15 protein-coding genes are annotated in these 16,540 nt (G+C 42.8%); 10 read left to right on the plus strand and 5 right to left on the minus strand.

What is annotated here, in order from left to right; all coding sequences use genetic code 11:
- Positions 1-855 carry a teichoic acid transporter gene (locus tag G7Y37_RS00335; protein WP_206214048.1) on the minus strand — a complete coding sequence of 285 codons (855 nt, stop codon included), beginning with the start codon at positions 853-855 and terminating at the stop codon, positions 1-3.
- A gap of 110 nt (positions 856-965) precedes the next feature.
- On the opposite strand from G7Y37_RS00335, the gene G7Y37_RS00340 reads away from it, so the two are divergent.
- A complete protein-coding gene (locus G7Y37_RS00340; RefSeq protein ID WP_165060070.1) occupies positions 966-1,784 on the plus strand; it encodes a TerC family protein in 819 nt (272 codons plus the stop codon).
- Here G7Y37_RS00340 and G7Y37_RS00345 read toward each other — a convergent pair.
- Positions 1,775-2,683 (minus strand): diacylglycerol kinase family protein, encoded by a 909-nt coding sequence (locus tag G7Y37_RS00345; protein WP_165060073.1) that lies wholly within the window; start codon positions 2,681-2,683, stop codon positions 1,775-1,777. The genes G7Y37_RS00340 and G7Y37_RS00345 overlap by 10 nt on opposite strands.
- A 69-nt stretch (positions 2,684-2,752) precedes the next feature.
- Between G7Y37_RS00345 and rnd the strand changes: the two genes are divergently transcribed.
- The 6 genes from rnd to G7Y37_RS00375 all read left to right on the plus strand — a co-directional run bounded on the left by rnd (position 2,753) and on the right by G7Y37_RS00375 (position 7,975).
- On the plus strand, positions 2,753-3,919 hold the full coding sequence (rnd, locus tag G7Y37_RS00350) for a ribonuclease D (protein WP_165060076.1): 1,167 nt from the start codon (positions 2,753-2,755) through the stop codon (positions 3,917-3,919).
- An 87-nt stretch (positions 3,920-4,006) separates the two neighbouring features.
- The gene (locus G7Y37_RS00355; protein ID WP_165060079.1) at positions 4,007-4,669 is read left to right on the plus strand and encodes a zinc metallopeptidase; all 663 of its coding nucleotides are present in this window, start codon (positions 4,007-4,009) and stop codon (positions 4,667-4,669) included.
- Between the two features lie 18 nt (positions 4,670-4,687).
- Positions 4,688-6,055 carry an exodeoxyribonuclease VII large subunit gene (xseA, locus tag G7Y37_RS00360; protein ID WP_165060082.1) on the plus strand — a complete coding sequence of 456 codons (1,368 nt, stop codon included), beginning with the start codon at positions 4,688-4,690 and terminating at the stop codon, positions 6,053-6,055.
- A 4-nt stretch (positions 6,056-6,059) separates the two neighbouring features.
- A complete protein-coding gene (gene xseB, locus G7Y37_RS00365) occupies positions 6,060-6,311 on the plus strand; it encodes an exodeoxyribonuclease VII small subunit (protein WP_165060085.1) in 252 nt (83 codons plus the stop codon).
- A gap of 14 nt (positions 6,312-6,325) precedes the next feature.
- Entirely contained in the window at positions 6,326-6,676 is a 351-nt protein-coding gene (locus G7Y37_RS00370) for a histidine triad nucleotide-binding protein (RefSeq protein WP_165060088.1), read from the plus strand.
- Positions 6,677-6,775: 99 nt separating this feature from the next.
- Positions 6,776-7,975, plus strand: a complete 1,200-nt coding sequence (locus G7Y37_RS00375) for an acetate/propionate family kinase (RefSeq protein WP_165060092.1) — start codon at positions 6,776-6,778, stop codon at positions 7,973-7,975.
- 25 nt (positions 7,976-8,000) lie between these two features.
- Here G7Y37_RS00375 and pta read toward each other — a convergent pair whose 3' ends face one another.
- On the minus strand, positions 8,001-8,993 hold the full coding sequence (gene pta, locus G7Y37_RS00380; protein WP_165060095.1) for a phosphate acetyltransferase: 993 nt from the start codon (positions 8,991-8,993) through the stop codon (positions 8,001-8,003).
- 178 nt (positions 8,994-9,171) lie between these two features.
- Between pta and glf the strand changes: the two genes are divergently transcribed.
- Together glf and G7Y37_RS00390 are read left to right on the plus strand one after the other, a co-directional pair.
- Positions 9,172-10,425, plus strand: coding sequence for a UDP-galactopyranose mutase (gene glf / locus G7Y37_RS00385; RefSeq protein WP_165060098.1), 1,254 nt, complete (start codon positions 9,172-9,174; stop codon positions 10,423-10,425).
- Entirely contained in the window at positions 10,425-11,441 is a 1,017-nt protein-coding gene (locus G7Y37_RS00390) for a glycosyltransferase (RefSeq protein ID WP_165060101.1), read from the plus strand. The genes glf and G7Y37_RS00390 overlap by 1 nt, the downstream gene beginning before the upstream one ends.
- Positions 11,442-11,451: 10 nt before the next feature.
- Here the strand turns inward: G7Y37_RS00390 and dinB are convergent, their stop codons facing one another.
- Entirely contained in the window at positions 11,452-12,723 is a 1,272-nt protein-coding gene (dinB, locus tag G7Y37_RS00395) for a DNA polymerase IV (RefSeq protein ID WP_165060104.1), read from the minus strand.
- The gene (locus G7Y37_RS00400; protein ID WP_165060107.1) at positions 12,713-13,585 is read right to left on the minus strand and encodes a DegV family protein; all 873 of its coding nucleotides are present in this window, start codon (positions 13,583-13,585) and stop codon (positions 12,713-12,715) included. Before G7Y37_RS00400 ends, dinB begins: the two co-directional genes overlap by 11 nt.
- A 120-nt stretch (positions 13,586-13,705) precedes the next feature.
- Between G7Y37_RS00400 and ileS the strand changes: the two genes are divergently transcribed.
- Positions 13,706-16,540, plus strand: coding sequence for an isoleucine--tRNA ligase (gene ileS, locus G7Y37_RS00405; RefSeq protein ID WP_165060111.1), 2,835 nt, complete (start codon positions 13,706-13,708; stop codon positions 16,538-16,540).

A 16,540-nucleotide genomic window follows, 5' to 3' on the forward strand; every position in this document is an offset into this window, starting at 1 on the left:
TTACGAGTAAATCCTAATTCCTACATAAATTGCATTTTCGGGTAGTCCCGGTTGACTGTAAACTGCTGAAAGCGGCACGGCTGACACACGCCACGAGTAAGACTTGCCGTCTATGTCTGTAGCACCGGATATATATGTGTTTCCTGACGAGTCTTCGCCGGAATCAATATTTCCATTAGTGTCAAACTCTTGACTGTGGGCAGCTTCACTTATAGCCTGCTCAATGGTTCCAGACTTGAAATCGGCATAATGAATTCCCATGTTTATACCTTTTTCGCGGTTCACCGTTAGATCCCATGAACCGTTTAAAAGAAGTGCTGCTTCAGATGCCGACAGCGATGATATTCCCTGAAGATATAACGCTGCGGCATCGGCAAGTGCTACATCAGCTGGAAGTTTTATAACTTCAAAAGGTTTTTCTGAACCAACGGGTACTTTTTCATATAGTGTTGCGCCGCTTTCTTGGAGTTTTGCAAGAATTGAAGCATCATCTAGTGAAACGAGCGTTTGTAGATTCGGTAAACCTAAGTCAACTTCTTTTTGAATATTTTCTTCTAGCTTTTGTTGTTCGCGCAAAGGAGCGTTAAATACTCCATCCAGATAAATGAAGAGAAATATACCGCCAATCACAGCAGCGATAATAATCAAAATTAATGATGCTCTTACAATTTTTTTAGGCGGCAAAATTGGTCTTTCAAGAGCCTCGCCACTTAGATAGTAAATTTTTCCATCATCAGAAATATTTTTATTTGGAGCTTTGTAACTGTTCGTAATCTTAGGCGCTCGATTTGTGGGGATAAACGTATCTGGTAGTTGAGTAGTATCTTCCGTTATGCTGGATTTATGGTTTGGCATGTCGGTTTCTGGCCCGCTAGGCATACGCGCTCCTACGCTCCTAAACAATTGGGTATCGAAGGCAGATTATACCATTGCACAGAAAGTCTCACTCTGTTAGCCTAAGCATCATGGATTTAAGCATATTTACAACCCCCGAAGCATGGATCAGTCTTCTTACGCTGACTTTCCTAGAAATCGTACTAGGTGTAGATAATATTGTCTTCATTTCTATAACAACGAACCGTCTAGCTCCTGAAAAGCGCCACATTGGCAGGAAGTTGGGGCTTGCTGGTGCGTTAATTATGCGCGTGCTGTTTTTATGCTTCGCTAGTTGGCTTGTTCATATGACATATGGGCTGTTTACGGTTAACATTGGTGCGTTTGTGCACGAATTTACAATACGCGATATTGTTATGTTGGCTGGTGGCGCTTACTTAATATATAAAGGTATTCGGGAACTTCTAGATATGTTGCAATTGACCGAGCTAAAGGCGCAAACATCTAAAGAACACAAGCAAGCTCATCTCATATCATTGCCGCAGGCAATAGGAACAATAATGATTATGGACATTGTCTTTTCTATAGACTCTGTTATTACTGCGGTAGGTTTAGCTGAGCACCTTATAGTAATGATTTTGGCAGTCATTATTGCGATTGTAGTAATGATGGTCTTTATTGATCCAATATCTGATTTCATTAATAAGAATGTAGAAATGAAGATACTGGCACTTGTATTTATAGCGGCTATTGGTGTGTTGTTGGTGCTAGATTCCTGCGGAATTACTACGGGAATAGAAGTGCTTGACATGCACCTAGAGAAACTGATGGTTTATTTTGCAATGGTGTTTGCAATTGTTTTGGAACTTATTCAAATGCGCTATAACTCTAATGTGCGCGCCTACAGACTACAGCAGTGCAAGGACAATTCTGCTGCGAATCAGGAATAAAGCTTCAAGCATTCATCTGATACTACAAATGTAGCTGCAGCTGGCATCATGCGAACTTTAAATGGCGTATTTGTGCTGGTAACTTCTCCATCATACTGCACGAGTAAAGACGGATTGGCTTTTACCTCTATCGTGGTACCTCTGTAAACTTCTAAAGCGTCTGTGCGCTCTGGAAATTCGCCATTGCGATCTAAGATTGCGGCAAATAAAGCCGGGATTAAGCCAAACGCATCTTTTGTATGAAAGACCACTACGTCAAAAGCGCCATCGCGCGGTTCGTTTTGATGTACTAAAGATATGTCAAATTGTATTTTTGAGAAGTTGATGATAAGTACACCAACGCCGCTTGTGTGAATCGTTTCATTGTCAATGGTAAGTTCAAACTGCGAATACTGGGGAGTTGCGTTTGCAAAAGCGGATGTGAAATATGCCACAGGACCTAAGAGTTTTTTGCCGAATTCAGCAGATTTCATTATGGTGGCATCATATCCGGCACCGGCTATTAGCGCGAAACCGAAACGCTGACCGTCGCTAAGTTCAATTTCACCAAAGTCAAATTCCATAGTATTCATTTGACGTGCCATTTTTACAAACTCGTGAATATCGCTTGGCGATGCTAGATTCATGGCAAGTAAGTTGGCTGTTCCTGCAGGATAAGGAAGAATTGGGATGCCTGTATTAGCCAACATGTAAGCTACTGAAGAAACAGTACCGTCGCCTCCTGCAGCTACAACGCAGTCGAACTTATCAGCATCTCCTAGAAACGTGCGCAAATCGCTTGTTCCGTTTGTTGTTCTAATGATAATCTCGTCGCCATCTTCGGCAAATGCGCGGCAAAAATCGAAAACTGATAAGTCTCCTAAGCCCGATGCCGTATTGTTAACAACGAGTAATTTCACTTCAATTTCCCTTCTTGATAAGATGTTACTAACACATAGTACATTAATGCATTAAGCGAAAGGTTTGTTTTGCTCTATATTTCTAACCAAAAACAGCTAATTGATTTTGCGGAAAGAGCGTCTAAATCTAGTGTTCTTGCAATAGATACAGAATTTATGCGCGAAAAGTCTTATTATCCGAAACTTTGCCTGATGCAATTGGCGACAGATAGCGAAATAGCAATAGTAGACCCATTTACATGCGGAGAACTTAGCGTACTCAAACCGCTATTAAGCAATGAAGACATTATGAAGCTTTTTCATGCTGGCAGCCAAGATATTGAAATACTACTGCGCGAGGTAGGATGCTCGCCGTGGCCTTTATTCGATACGCAAATTGCGGCTGCACTGTTGGGGCAGTCGCATCAGGTTGGTTTTGGTTCTCTTGTGCATACAATGTGTGGGGTTAGGCTTAAAAAGCGAGATTCTTATACCGACTGGGCGAAGCGCCCATTAACCGATTCTCAAATACGTTATGCAGCTGATGATGTTGCGTATCTTCCGCGCCTATATGAAAGCATGCGCGCTTTGTTGGAAGAAAAGGGTAGACTGCATTGGTTAGATGCCGATTTTCAAGAACTTGCCGACCCAGAAAAATACAAAGTAGACCCGTACGCGCGCTATATTCGATTAAAAAGAGTAAACCAACTTTCAGGAACGCAGCTTGCAGCTGCCAGAGAGGTTGCTGCTTGGCGCGAGATAACAGCTAGGAAACGTAACATTCCAAGAAAATGGGTTATGGGCGATGAAGAGATTGTAGAGGCTTGCAAGCGTGAAGCTACTAATATTAATGAACTTTTCATGGTGCGCGGCGTTAAGCAACACGTATCTACGCGCGATGCGAGAGATGTTGTTGCGTGCATAAATAAAGCGATGAAAATTCCAGAAGACGAACTGCCCCAACTGTACGCTTCTCAGCACAACGAACCAAATGTAGATGCTGCGCTAGACTTGATGCAGGCACTGGTAAGACTTCGTGCGAAGGAAAATGAAATAGCTATGCAGACGCTTGCCTCACATAGCGATTTGTCGCTTGTTGCCCGAGGGCACACAGAGCATTCTGAAGTTATGAAAGGGTGGAGGCGCGAACTTGTGGGGGATGAGCTTATAGCGCTATTAGATGGAAAGATGTCTATGCGTCTTTGCAACGGAGAACTTGTTGTAGACAAATCAAGCGAATTGAAGTTGATTAAGTAACCGTTTCTTAAAGTCTAAGTTTGCAATATTGATATCGAACTTTTGTATGTTAATATCTTTTCAAAACTAGAGAAGGGATAAGTAGTAATGGACTATAGTTATTTAATGCTGATAGTGGTTACTTTGGCTATCGGGCTTGGGGCTCAGGCTTATGTAAATTCCAAATTGCGCCAGTATTCTAAAGTTCGTGTTCAGAACGGTTTAACAGGGGCTCAGGCGGCACGTCAGATGCTTAGTTATTACGGAATACAGGGGGTCGAAGTGCGCCAAGGTGGAGCAGGTCAAGACTTTTTTGATCCTAGAACCAACTCGGTAACTCTGTCGCCAGAGGCATATTCTGGCAGTAGTGTTACAGCTACCGCAACTGCATGTCATGAGGTTGGGCATGCGTGCCAATATGCCGCAGATTACACTCCCATGAAGGTTAGAACATCTATTGTGCCAGCTGTTAACTTAGCGTCTAATGCTTGGATATTTATACTTATCTTAGGTATCTTTTTGAATATTGTCGGTCTTGTTTGGGTGGCAATCATAATGTATGCCGTGGTAGTTTTATTTCAGCTTGTAACTTTGCCAGTAGAATTTAATGCTTCCAGACGCGCCATGGTTTATATGGGCACTATCGGTTTGCCTGCGGCAGAGCAAAAAGGTGCCTTTGATGTTTTGCGTGCATGTGCTCTAACATATTTAGCTGCTGCATTAACATCTATTTTGCAGTTACTTTGGCTGTTGGGTCAAAATCGCGAATAGTCAATTGGCGCAAGAATTATGGAGCAAAACGAAGGTAAATCAAATGCGCTAAGTGTATCGGCTGCTATGGGGCTTGCTAAAAGCGCTTTAGAAGGCGTTGTAATAAATATCCTTGGTGAAGTATCCGAAGTTTCAATTAACGCCAGATACAAAGCGGTTTATTTCACTATAAAAGATGAGAAATCTTCGCTTCCGTGCATGATGTGGAATAATCGCTATTCTGCATCAGGTGTTCAGCTTAATGTTGGAGCCATGGTTGAACTATCGGGAAGATTTACTCTGTATGCAGCTAAAGGTCGAATGAACTTTGATGTATTTAGCATATCTTTAGCTGGTGAAGGTATGCTTCGGATGCAGGTTGCAAATTTAGCGGCACGACTAAAAGCAGAAGGTCTTTTTGATTCTAGCCGCAAGAAGGTTATTCCAGCAATTCCCGAGCGAATAGGTCTTGTTACGTCACCTAGAGGTGCGGCGGTTCACGATGTGTTGCGAACCCTTAGAAGACGCCTACCGCTTTCAAAAGTATTATTTGCCGGTGTTCCTGTTGAGGGAAATACTGCTCCAAGTGAAATAGCTTGCGCATTGAAGCTAATCGCTGATAAGCACGTAGATGTTATATTGCTGGTTAGAGGCGGTGGTTCATTTGAAGATTTAATGCCTTTCAATGATGAAATGCTTGTCCGAACCATAGCTTCTTTAGATGTTCCCATTGTGACTGGTATAGGACACGAACCTGATACTTCAATTGTTGATATGGCTGCAGATTTACGAGCATCTACTCCTACAGCTGCTGCAGAGGCGGTATCTGCGTCTGCTGACGCAATAAGATCTAGCCTAGATTCAATGTCGTATCGCATGCATCATGTCATGGAAAGAAAAATAGGATATCTTCAATCTGCTTTAGATTCTTGTAGCTTAAGGTTGCCTATTGCTGATCCTATGAGAATACTTGAGCCTTACGCCAGATCTTTAGATGAGGTTTCGTCAAAATTGGAAGGAGCCTTACCGTCTTATATTGCCAGTATGCAGTCCAAGTTGATATTAATGCGCTACTCGCTTCTTAACAATTTGAAGCGCGTATCCGCAATACCGCGCCGCGATCTAGCAACATCTGCGGCAAATTTGCAAAGAGTAGGGCATCACATCTTGGACGGTTTTTATGAAGATATGGCTTTATCTGCGGCTAGATTGAACGATCTTTCACCTCTTTCTGTTGTGGCTAGAGGCTATTCCATAGCCAAAAATTGTAACGGCGCGCTTGTTACATCTGTCAAGCAGATAGATGCCGGCGATAAGTTGGAAGTAATGGTAAGTGATGGATATATAAATTGTTCAATAGATAAAACTAGGGAAGTAGCATTATCTTTAGAGAATTTGAAAGGATAAACTTATGTCAGATTCATCTATAAATGACCTTACTTTCAATGAGGCGATGACTGAATTGGAAGGTATAGTTGGTGTCCTAGAAACAGGAACATTGGAACTTGAACAAAGTCTTGAAAAATATTCTCGCGGTGTGGCGCTTCTTGCGAATTTGCAAGATAGATTAAACGATGCCGAACAGAAAATTGAAGTACTTATGGGAGAATTGGCTGAGGCTCCCTCTGACGATGTTCAAGACACAACACTTCTAAAAGCCTAAAGAAAGGACTGATTGTGGTTAAAGACGATTGCATTTTTTGCAAAATTGTATCTGGAGAAATTGAATCGAATAAGGTGTACGAAGACGAACATGTTGTGGCATTTGAGGATTTGAATCCTATGATGCCTGTACATACGCTGATAATTCCTAAAGATCATTATGACAATATAGCCGATAATATTCCTGATGAGACTATGGCTCATATAATGCAAACAGTAGGCAAGATTGCAGATATAAAAGGTATACGCGAAAGTGGTTTCCGGGTAATTGTTAACACGAACGACGACGCTTGCCAATCCGTTCATCATATACATGTGCACGTATTAGGTGGAGGAAAGATGAATGACGGAGATCCGTCGCTTTAAGAGCCCACTCGCCGAAAGAAATACCAGTTAGAGGGCATGATTCTTGGTATCGCTATATTATTGTTGGACTAAGTAAACCGCACATACGGAGGCATTGTTTTGAATGTTCTCGTTCTTAATGCAGGTTCATCTTCGCTGAAATATCAGTTAGTGAATCTTGAAACCAGAACTGTTCTTGCAAAAGGGATATGTGAACGGGTTGGCTCTAAAGAGGCATTCCATAAACATGGGATAGATGATAACGAAGTTGTTATAGATACTGAAATGGCTGACCACGATCAGGCAATGTCGCTTGTTCTGGAAGCTTTGACCACCGGTCCTAATAAGGCTGTAAATTCGCTTGATGAGATTGATGCAATAGGGCATCGAGTTGTACAGGGTGGAAAATATTTTGACAGATCAGTTCTAATTGACGATTACGTTATTGAGAAAATTGACGAATTAGCCGAGCTGGCTCCACTTCATAATAAAGCTGCTTTGATGGGAATAGAGGCGTGTCGCAATCATATGCCTGATAAACCTATGGTTGCTGTTTTTGATACATCTTATTTTCAAACATTGCAGCCAAAAACTTATATGTATCCAATTCCATACGAGCTTTATGAGAAATACGCTATCAGAAAATATGGAGCTCATGGCACATCGCATCGTTATCTTGCCGAGCGAGCTGCAGCATTAGTAGACGAGCCGTTAGTCGATCTGAAGCTTATTACATGTCATCTTGGAAATGGGTGTTCCGTTTCAGCTATTGACCACGGCGTGGCTATAGATACTTCTATGGGTCTTACTCCCTTAGATGGTCTTATGATGGGCACTCGTTCAGGTGCAATTGACCCAGCAATTGTTACTTTCATCATGGAGCACGAAAATCTAACTGCTGCCGAAATGAACGATCTGTTGAATAAAAAATCAGGTCTTTTAGGTATATCTGGTATCTCAAACGACCTTCGTTCTGTTCGTACAGCATCGGAAGAAGGCAATGAGCGCGCACAACTAGCTTATGAGATGTACTCTAATTCGGTTAAGAAGTATATTGGGCAATATATTGCTGTAATGGGCGGTGTTGATATTATCGTGCTTAGTGCCGGTGTCGGTGAAAATTGCGACAAGATGCGTCGTCTCATTTTCGCAGGTCTTCAACCTTTGGGAATAGTGCTCGATTTAGAGAAAAACAAGTTGCGTGGTGGAGAACGCAGAATATCTTCTGATGATTCTGCGGTAGATATTCTAGTTATCCCCACTGATGAAGAATATATGATTGCCCGCGATACATTCGATATCGTACACGAATGTATTTAACGCGGGCTTTTTCGGGCTTTTTCGGCTAGTTAATATTTTGTGCTTGTACGCAAGTAATGGCAGCTACGCCAAATATGTCTTCTGCGCTGCATCCTCTAGATAAATCGTTAACGGGTGCAGCAATTCCCTGTGTTATAGGACCATACGCTTCTGCTTTGGCTAATCTTTGTACCAGTTTGTAGCCAATATTGCCAGCGTCTAGGTCTGGGAAAACAAGTACATTTGCTTTCCCTGCAACCTGCGATGCAGGGCATTTTGCAGATGCTACATCAGGGCAAAGTGCAGCATCTAATTGCAGCTCTCCATCGATAGCTTCATCTGGCGCAAGTTCTTTCGCTATGCGAGTAGCTTCTACCACTTTAGTTGCATCGTCGTTTTTGGCCGATCCGTATGTTGAATGTGAAAGCATAGCCACATATGGTTTTGCTCCAATAAGCGTTCTGAAAGATTTAGCAGAATTCACAGCAATATGAGCCAGACGCTCAGAATCCGGCTGAACCTCTAAGCCGCAATCGGCGAATACAAACGTTCCGTTATTGCCGTAATTGCAATCGGGAACAACCATGACAAAAAACGAACTAACCAATTTTGTCCCGGGTGCAGTCTTTAGAATCTGTAGGGAAGGGCGCAGTACATCTCCTGTAGAATGGCAAGCTCCGGCAACCATACCGTTTGCGCGATTGGTTTTTACAAGCATTACACCGAAATACAATACATCGCATATCAGCGTTTGCGCTTCTTCTATTGTCATGCCCTTGTGTTTGCGAAGTTCAAACAGTTCATTGGCTAACTCTTCTCGCAATTGCGATGTTTGCGGATCGATTAGATTTGCGCCTGTAAGGTTGTATTTGCTATTGGCTATTTCATCTGCATTGCCAAGTATTATAAGATCGGCAACATTCTGATTAAGGAGTTGCTCGGCTGCTTTAAGAGTGCGTTCGTCGTTTCCTTCCGCAAGAACAATAGTTTGCTTGTGCGATTTGGCACGACTTACCATTTCGTCTAAAAATGTGCTCATGTCTACTCCTTAAATTCGATTCTTAAGAAATTCTAACTGCTGTTTGCTGTTCGGGTTGTTTGAGGTTGTGTGATGTGCCCTATATCTACTTTGGGCGGGAATTTTAATAAGTAATGCGTCTAATGGTTCATTTCGCTAAAATATAACTATCTATAAATTGCATGAAAGGAAACAGCCCGTGAGCGTTTCGTACATCGATTTCAAAGACGTAGATATTTCGAAATATAAAGCAATAGTTGTTGGTAGTGGTTTTGCCGGCGCGGTCAGTGCGCGCCAGTTGGCTGAAAAATGTAATTGCAAAGTGTTGGTTTTAGAAAAGCGTAGTCATATTGGCGGCAATATGTATGACGAATATGATGATGCGGGAATTCTTGTTCATCGCTATGGTCCGCATATTTTTCACACAAACGACTCGAAAGTGTTTAACTACTTGCGTCAATTTACGGGTTGGATTGGATACCAGCATCATGTGTTAGCCGACTGGTATGGCACATATATTCCGGTACCATTTAATAAAAATTCAATGGAAACAGTTTTTGGAGAAGAGCGTGCTGCGGAATTAATCCAAAAACTTATCGATGTATTTGGAGACGAGCGTAAAGTAACCATAAACGAACTTCGTGAGCAGCGCGATCAGGATTTAGTCGAGATAGCCGATTTTGTATACAAAAACGTTTTTCTTTATTACACGCAAAAACAATGGGGTCAAACGCCCGATCAGGTAGACCCATCTGTTACTGCGCGTGTTCCGGTTTTTATATCGAGAGATAACAGATACTTCCAAGATACTTACCAAGGAATGCCAGCTTCTGGATACACCGATCTTTTCGAAAAAATGCTGGATTTTGAGGGGATAGACATTTGCTTAAATACTGACGCTACCAGTGTTTTCGAATTAGTGTTTCAGGGTGGAGAAGAGGATTCAGCCTTATCGGCTATCAAAGTTAAAGACGAGGTATTTACAGGTCCAATAGTATATTCTGGCCCTCTAGATGAACTTTTCTTGGGGCGCTTTGGTCGTCTTCCATACAGAAGTCTCAATTTTGTGTATGAAACTTTTGATGAGGAATACAAGTTTCCCTGCGGAACTGTTAACTATACGGTTTCGCAAGACTACACCCGCATAACCGAGTTTAAGCACCTAACGGGTCAAACGGCTCCGAATACAACAATAATGAAAGAGTATTCTTGCGAATATACCGATCCGGAAACGCAAATTCCTTATTATGCAATTATTAATGAAGAGAATAATGCTCACTATCAGCGCTATCGCAAAATGACCGAAAGTCTTTCGAACTTTTTCCCGCTTGGGCGCTTGGCAGAATATCGGTACTACAACATGGATAAAATCATAGGACTTGCATTAGAGCTTTCCGAAGAAATTGCTGCAAAAATGGATAATGGCGACTTTAATGCAAAGGAATCTGCCTGATGAGGACGATTACCTTTGCGGTACCGTGCTATAACTCTGCGGAGTATATGGACAAGTGTATAGAGTCTCTTTTAGATTGTGGCGAAGATATAGAGATCATCATAGTAAATGATGGTTCAACTGATAATACAGCTGAAAAAGCTGATGCGTGGCATCAGAAATACCCCGATATTATTCGCGCTATACACAAAGAGAACGGTGGGCATGGCTCGGCGGTTAATACTGGTCTTGCAAATGCTAAGGGGCTATATTACAAGGTTGTAGATTCTGATGATTGGCTAGATGCTAAATCTATGGGCGACATAATGGCTTACCTTCGCAAACAGAGCGAAGTTGCCAACCCAACCGATTTGGTTATAGCAAATTATGTATACGAGAAAGTGTTTGAGAACACTCGGACAGAGATACGCTACAACAATGTATTTCCAGAGAATCGCGTATTTACTTGGTCTGATGTGGGTTCATTTAATCACTCGCAGTATTTACTTATGCATTCTGTAATCTACAGAACAGATCTTCTTCTTGATATAAATTTACAACTTCCCGAGCATTGTTTTTATGTTGACAATATTTTCGTGTATGTACCATTACCGCATGTTCGCAGCATGTATTACATAGATATGCCAATGTATCGATATTTCATAGGTCGAGAAGGTCAGTCGGTCAATGAATCTGTAATGATGAATCGCATAGATCAGCATTTGCGTGTTGTACGTGAAATGATTGACGATGTAGATGTAATGTCGCTTGAACCTAGGCGACTTCGCAAGTATATGGAAAGCTATCTCTCTATGATGATGTGCATTGCGTCTGTTTTTTTGCGAATGCGCAATACGCAAGAAGACGATAGGAAGCTAGCCGATATTTGGGAATACCTAAAACGGAAAGACCAGTCTCTGTACAGGCGTATACGTAGCAATGTGCTAAATCTTGGTACAAACATTCCAACGGAATTGGGTAGAAAAGTTGGTCTTGGTGGATACCATTTAGCTCAGCGTATATTCCACTTTAATTGATTTGACTAGGCTACTTATAGTCGGCGGGATTTTTTGAAGACGTACCGGTGGTTTTCTCTTCGTTGAGTATTTCATGCCCGAACCGTACAGCTTTTTCGCCGAACCTGTTTTTTAGATTATCTGTAGCATTGGAAAGACTGCGATGTTTTTCGTATAGGCTTTTGTCGGATTCATTTTCTTCTGGAAAGAGAGAATCTTGCACAACTTCGTTTTCGTTGAATTTGGATATTCCAACACCAACGAGGCGTACATGCATTCCCTCTTCCCAAACGCTTTTCAAAAGATCTAGCAATACCGGGATTAATACCGCATCATTGTCGGTTGGGTGCGTAAGTTGAGTTTGTATCGTATGTGTTTCCATGTTGCTGAAGCGAATTCGCAATGTGGTAGTGCGTCCGCGTAAGTTTTTAAGGCGCAGCCTGCGAGCGACTTGCGTTGTAAGAGTAGATAATGCCGATTTAAGTTCGGTGTATGTACTTATATCTTCAGCAAAAGTTATTTCTTTAGAAATCGATTTAACTTCATCGTGCGTATCAATATCAGAATCGTTTAAGCCAAGCGCGCGCATGCGCATCATTTCGGCATTTTTGCCAAATATACTTGTTAATAGCATATCGCCGGCTTCAGCAAAATCTTTCAGCGTGTTTACCCCGGCAGCTTTTAGTCTTTTTTCAGCAGATGGTCCTATACCGCTCATAGTGCGTATTGGTAGCGGATCTAAAAATATGCGTTCGCTTCCGGGATAAACTACAGTTAAACCGTGCGGTTTGTCCATATCGGATGCAATCTTGGCTATCGATTTTGAAGTGCCTACACCAATAGAACAGGTAATGCCGAGTGCATCTACTCGCTTTATTATTCGCTTGGCTATATTAACTGGATGCTCCTTGTTTACTCTTGTAGGCGACACATCCATAAACGCTTCATCTATAGATACTTGCTGAACTAAAGGCGTTTCATCGCGCAGGATGGCCATTACTTGACTGGACAGTTTTTTATATCTGTCGAAATGACCGTGTGTCCATATGGCATCAGGGCATAATCTTTCTGCTATGGCGGCGGGCATTGCGCTGCGTACCCCATACGCTCGGGCTTCGTAAGAGCACGTGGAAACCACGCCTCGCGATGATGCTTTGCCACCAACTATTACAGGCTTGCCTCGCCATTCGGGGTGATCTAACTGCTCGACGCTGGCAAAAAAGGCATCTAAGTCTACCAGCAGGATTGCTGGGGCTTTCCATTCGGGAAGTAAGCCTGAATTTATCTGCTCTTTAGCGCTCATAAGCTAAGAAAAAGAGAGCCAAAGTTCCCGGACCAGAGTGTGCGCCAATAACTGGGTCAACGTAATTTATTGTTATGTCGGTAACGCCGAAGCGCTCACGTACAAGATTTGCTACATACTCTGCATCTTCTATGCAGTCTCCGTGCGTAATAAATACTTTCTGATCTTCTATCGGATGGTTGGCTGTTTGCTCCATATGGTCTACTAAGGCGTTTAAAGACTTGCGCCGTCCGCGAACTTTTTCGAGAGGAATTAAGTGACCTTCGTTATCCATATGCATGACAGGTTTTATATTCAATAGCGTTCCTGCCCAAGCGCTAGTTCTCGAGACGCGCCCGCCGCGGAAAAGAAACATTAAATCATCCACAGTAAACCAATGTGCTAAATGAAGTTTGTTTTCCTCTAACCAGTCACGCACCTCATCGATAGATTTCCCTTGTCGTCTAAGCTGTACGGCATACCAAACTAGCAAACCTTCACCACATGATGCCGCGAGCGTATCTACTGTGTATATCTTTCTATCAGGGTAGTCAGGAGCAAGGGCGCGGCTAAGAAGATCTACCGCTTCGTATGTTCCTGAAAGCCCACTTGAAAAGCCGATGTAGAGAATATCTTGCCCTGCATCTAATACTTGGCGCATTGTTTCTTCAGCATCAGTTAAATTTGGAAGGCTGGTCGTTATAATTTTGCCTTCGCGCATCATGGTATAAAACTGCTTCAAATCAGTTTTTTCACCCTTTAAATAACTTTGATACTGTGTGCCGTCTACCATAAAAGTAAGAGGTAAAATATGAAGTCCGAAATCTTCTATCATATCTTCGGGTAGGTTACAGCTAGAATCAGTGATAATATCGAAGCTCATGTTTGCTCCTATCTAGTAGTACCTGAGTTCATGTAATTCTACTCCTTGGTTGGTGGAACAAGCGTGTGGCTTTTAATATAATCTTTTAGTTTGATGAATTGTAAAGAAAGGCTCTACAAGATGGCTGATTATAAAGACACCATGATCTTGCCAAAGACCGATTTCCCTATGAGGGGCAATCTTCCCACGAACGAGCCGAAGCGCTTGGAGAAGTGGCAGGAGATGGATCTTTATAGGAAGATCCTTGAGAAAAATCGCGATGGAAAACCTTTTGTGCTGCACGATGGTCCGCCATATGCAAACGGACCTATTCATATTGGTCATGCTTTCAATAAGATATTGAAAGATTTTGTTGTGAAAAGTCATGCGCAGCGTGGCTATTTCACGCCGTATGTTCCCGGGTGGGATTGTCATGGACAGCCGATTGAACATATGGTGGAGAAGACTCTTGGCGCGAAGAAAATGGCTGAAACTTCTCAGCCAGAACTTCGACAAAAATGCCGCGACTGGGCAACTGAATATGTAAGCATTCAGCGCGAAGGATTTAAGCGCTTGGGCGTAAATGCCGATTGGGATAATCCTTACTTAACATACACTCCCGATTACGAAGCTGGCAACGTAGAGCTTTTTAAGAAAATGTATCTTGATGGGTCTATTTATCGCGGACGTAAACCAATACATTGGTGCATGCGCTGCCATACTGCTTTGGCTGAGGCTGAAATTGAGTACGGCGATGAAAGTTCACCTTCTATATATGTGAAATTTAAGCTAGATGCTATGCCCGGTGTCTTCGAAGCTGCAGGTGCCGATGGCGATGCATACATGCTTATATGGACAACTACACCATGGACTCTTCCCGCTAACACAGCTGTATCTTTAGCGCCCGACGCGGCGTATGTTATGGTGCAGGTTGCAGGTTCAAATATGATAATGGCTGAAGAACTTGTAGAGCAAGTTACTCAAGCAGCCGATTGGCAAGATTATTCGCTTGTGGCAGATGCATCGGGTGAACCTGTGCGAATACCGGGGAAACAGCTTTGTGGGGTTTCGTATACTTGCCCTGTACGAAACGACTTAAAAGGTAGCGTTATTTATGGCGATCATGTTACTTTAGATACTGGTACAGGCGCTGTTCATACAGCTCCGGGGCATGGTCAAGATGACTATTTGGTTGCGCTTGAATTTGATATACCGCTGCTTATGCCCGTTGATGATAACGGAGTGTTAACAGATGAGGCTGGACCATTTTCTGGTTTGAATGTTAACGACGCAAACCCGAAAATTATTGAGTGGTTGCGCGAGCAGGGCACCCTTGTTGCCGAGCAGACAATAAGTCACTCCTATCCACATTGTTGGCGTTGTCACGAACCTGTTATTTTCCGCGCTACAGATCAGTGGTTTGTTTCTATGGATAAAAATTCGCTGCGGGAAAATGCGCTAAATGTAATAAACAATGAAGTGCGTTGGATTCCTGAATGGGCTTCGCGACGCATAGGTGCTATGGTGTCCGATCGCCCCGATTGGTGCATTTCGCGTCAGCGTTCTTGGGGTGTGCCAATTCCTGTATTTAAGTGTGAAAAATGCGGCTCTACTATTGCTAATGAAGCAACATTTGATGCTGTTATAGAGCTTTTCCGTACCGAGGGTTCGGATGCGTGGTTTACCAAAGATCCGAAAGAGTACTTACCTCGTGGGACGAAATGTGAAAAGTGCGGCTGTGCTGATGTAGTTCCCGAAAAAGACATTTTGGATGTTTGGTGGGAATCTGGAGTGTCTCATACCAGCGTATTGAAGCATCGCTGTGATGAAGGACTGCGTTTCCCGGCTGACATGTATCTTGAAGGTTCTGACCAGCACCGCGGTTGGTTCCAGTCGTCTCTTCTAACTAGTATGGGAGCATATGGAGTTGCGCCTTATAAATCGGTTATGCACTGTGGGTTTACAGTAGATGCCGAGGGCAGGAAGATGTCAAAGTCGCTTGGGAATGGAATTGACCCTGCTGACATAATGAAAAAATCTGGTGCCGATGTACTGCGCCTGTGGGTTGCCAGCGTGGACTATTCTCAGGACGTAAGCATTTCCGATGAAATTTTGCAGCGCACATCCGATGCATACAGGCGCATTCGCAATACATTCCGCTTCCTCTTGGGAAGTTTGGATGATTTTGACGATGAAAACAACGCTGTGCGCACTTGGGATGAACTTGAACCTTTAGATAAATGGATGCATGTGCGTACATTACAGTTGCTGCAAGACGTTACTAGCGCTTATGAAGAATATAAGTTCCACTATGTTTATCGCGCCATCTACGATTTTATTGTAAACGATCTTTCTGCGGTTTATATGGATGCTGTCAAAGACAGGCTGTATTCGGAAGCGATTAATTCGCCGCGTCGCAGGGCAGCTCAAACCGTTTTAATGAACGTGCTAGAGGTACTAGTGCGAATATTAGCGCCTATTCTTTCGTTTACGGCAGATGAAGTGTGGGAGTGCTATCCGCCGGCAATTCGCAATAAGCAAGGTCGCGTTGAAAGCGTGCAACTTGCCGGGTGGCCTCAATCTTGCGACTTTGTACCGCAAATGCCAGAAGGCGCAAAAGCTGCAATACAATCAGATTTCGATGTGCTTTTAGAAATACGCGATGCAGTAACAAAGGCTTTGGAAGCGGCACGCAACGATGGCGAAATAAAAAAGAGTCAAGAAGCTGATGTTGTGGTCAGCGCACCACAAGAAGTGATTGATGTTGCTTCGAAATACACAGAGGAAATGTTCCAAGAAATGTTAATTGTGGCAACTATTGAGTTCCAGAAATCAGATGAACTAGTAGCAAAAGTTAGCCATACTAGCCTTCCAATGTGTGAGAGATGCTGGAATTATCGCGAGCTTGACAAGAATGCTAACCACTCTGATGTATGTAAGCGTTGTGAAGATGTGTTAGAGAAAATGGAAAGCTAA

The sequence above is a fragment of the Adlercreutzia sp. ZJ154 genome (genome assembly GCF_011039055.1).
GTDB lineage: Bacteria > Actinomycetota > Coriobacteriia > Coriobacteriales > Eggerthellaceae > Adlercreutzia_A.

What these genes read in the sequence shown, in the direction of transcription:
- G7Y37_RS00340 (WP_165060070.1), top strand. Translation starts at nt 966, where the DNA reads ATGGATTTAAGCATATTTACAACCCCCGAAGCATGGATCAGTCTTCTT.
- ileS (WP_165060111.1), top strand. Translation starts at nt 13,706, where the DNA reads ATGGCTGATTATAAAGACACCATGATCTTGCCAAAGACCGATTTCCCT.
- xseA (WP_165060082.1), top strand. Translation starts at nt 4,688, where the DNA reads ATGGAGCAAAACGAAGGTAAATCAAATGCGCTAAGTGTATCGGCTGCT.
- xseB (WP_165060085.1), top strand. Translation starts at nt 6,060, where the DNA reads ATGTCAGATTCATCTATAAATGACCTTACTTTCAATGAGGCGATGACT.
- pta (WP_165060095.1), bottom strand. Translation starts at nt 8,993, where the DNA reads ATGAGCACATTTTTAGACGAAATGGTAAGTCGTGCCAAATCGCACAAG.
- dinB (WP_165060104.1), bottom strand. Translation starts at nt 12,723, where the DNA reads ATGAGCGCTAAAGAGCAGATAAATTCAGGCTTACTTCCCGAATGGAAA.
- G7Y37_RS00335 (WP_206214048.1), bottom strand. Translation starts at nt 855, where the DNA reads ATGCCAAACCATAAATCCAGCATAACGGAAGATACTACTCAACTACCA.
- G7Y37_RS00400 (WP_165060107.1), bottom strand. Translation starts at nt 13,585, where the DNA reads ATGAGCTTCGATATTATCACTGATTCTAGCTGTAACCTACCCGAAGAT.
- G7Y37_RS00390 (WP_165060101.1), top strand. Translation starts at nt 10,425, where the DNA reads ATGAGGACGATTACCTTTGCGGTACCGTGCTATAACTCTGCGGAGTAT.
- G7Y37_RS00355 (WP_165060079.1), top strand. Translation starts at nt 4,007, where the DNA reads ATGGACTATAGTTATTTAATGCTGATAGTGGTTACTTTGGCTATCGGG.